This window comes from Streptomyces sp. NPDC015139, assembly GCF_043079785.1.
In the GTDB taxonomy this organism is placed as follows: Bacteria; Actinomycetota; Actinomycetes; order Streptomycetales; family Streptomycetaceae; genus Streptomyces; species Streptomyces albidocamelliae.
Genome location: NZ_JBIBUW010000067.1, coordinates 1 through 1,751, shown reverse-complemented (window position 1 = coordinate 1,751; position 1,751 = coordinate 1). Strand labels below are relative to the sequence as shown.

Below are 1,751 nucleotides of genomic sequence, written 5' to 3'. Positions count from 1 at the left end.
GGGGCTTGTTTCTGAATAACTGTCAGAGTTGATCTGTGCGGGTGTCGTCGCGTGATGGTAGGCGGGCTTGTAGTTGGGCGAGGGTGCGGGCCGGTGTTCCAGGTAGCGGAGTGACCTCGATGCGGTGCAGGTCCAGGAGGCGGTGGCCGTCTTGGAACTGGTTGGACAGGTTGGTCCGGGTGACGTTCAGGAGCTGGGCCAGAAGTGTGCTGGTGGCGGCTCTGCGGCGGCGTAACAGGGCGGTCAGCAGGCGGTGGTAATGGTCGAGGCTACTGGTCTGCGGGTGGAGGTAGCTGCGTGGGCGGCGGAAGCGTCGTTGGAATGCAGCCTCGGCCAGACCGTCCCAGTACGGTTCCGAGACAGCGACCAGGTGATCGAAGGCGGAGCGTGACATGCCGGTCAGGGCCGGATCGGTGAGCATCGAGGTCAGGGCGGGATCGATCCGTTGTCGGTTCTGCGCCGGCTCAGCGAGCCGGGGTGCGACCGGTGCCAGGGTGTAGTTCCAGTCGCCGTGGAAGGAGTGGGGTGTGATCGGCAAGGCACGGAACTCTGCAGGTGGGACTGTGGTGCCCAGGTCATACCGGCCGGTGTCGAGTTCGGCCCCGATTCTGAGCCCGGTGCGGGTGGTCGTGGCGGCGATGGTCTCGATGACGACCTGGTAGCTGGTCAGGGGCCTGCCGCGCCAGTTCGCGGTGATGTGGCAGAACATCCGGTGCTCGATCTTGTTCCACTTCGATGTTCCGGGTGGAAAGTGGCAGACCGTGATCTCCAGTCCGCTTTCCAGGGCGAAGGCGGCGAGGTGTTTCTTCCATGTCCAGCGGCGGGGGTCGTTGGAACCACCGCAGTCGGCGGTGATCAGTAGCCGGCCGACGTCCGGGTGGTCCTCCCGTCCGCGCTGCTGCCACCAGCGGCGGATGGATTCCACCGCGAACTCGCCCGTGTCGTGGTCGGTCCCGACATTGACCCAGCCGGTATTGCGGGCGATGTCGTAGATCCCGTAGGGAATGACCACGGGCTGGTCACTGGTGGTGAACATGTGGCAGTCCACACGGATGGGGTTCCTGCCCGGCCGCCAGGTGCGTCCAGGGCGGTCGCGGTTGCCGAGCCACTCCTTGGCCTTCGTGTCCACGCTGATCACCGGCTGGCGGTCTTCGAGGAAGGCCGCGGCAGCGGCGCTGATGTGCGTGAACTGAGCATCTCGGTCCGGATGACCGGCGCCTTCCGTGGTCTTGGCGGTGCCCTGCAGGCTGTATCCCAGGGTGTGCAGCAGGCGCCCAACGGTTGCCGCGCCGACCGGGTGGCCCTGAGTGGTCAGCGCCGAGGCCAGGGACCGCAGCGAGAGCGTGGTCCAGCGCAGCGGCGAGACCGGATCTCCCCGGGTGTGCGGCTCGATCAGAGCTTCAAGCGCGGGCAGCAGACCGGGGTCGGTGACCGTCACCGGCTTACGGCCGGCTCCTGGAGCCCGGATCCGCCCGGCTGGCAAAGGGTGCCCGGACAGCTCGGCGATCCCGCGTGCGATGGTAGCCACACTGGCGCCAGAAGCAGCCCCCACCAGCGTGATCCCGCCGTGGCCAAGCGCGGCAGCCTCGCTGGCCAGGTAGAGCCGACGGCGCCGTTCATCGAGATGAGGAAGGAACTGATCGAACTTCGCCCTCAATGCCACAACTGAAGCCCGAGCAGCCGTACCCGCAGTCACACCTCATTGTCCCGCCAACCCCTGTGCACCGGGCAGTAATTGAAATACAAGCCCC

Annotated in this window: 1 protein-coding gene; it reads right to left on the bottom strand. The window is 66.5% G+C overall.

Features of this window, described 5'->3' with window-relative positions; all coding sequences use genetic code 11:
• Nucleotides 1-22: 22 nt before the first annotated feature.
• Nucleotides 23-1,657, bottom strand: coding sequence for an ISAzo13 family transposase (locus ACF08B_RS41640; RefSeq protein ID WP_392322230.1), 1,635 nt, complete (start codon nt 1,655-1,657; stop codon nt 23-25).
• Between the last annotated feature and the right edge of the window lie 94 nt (nt 1,658-1,751).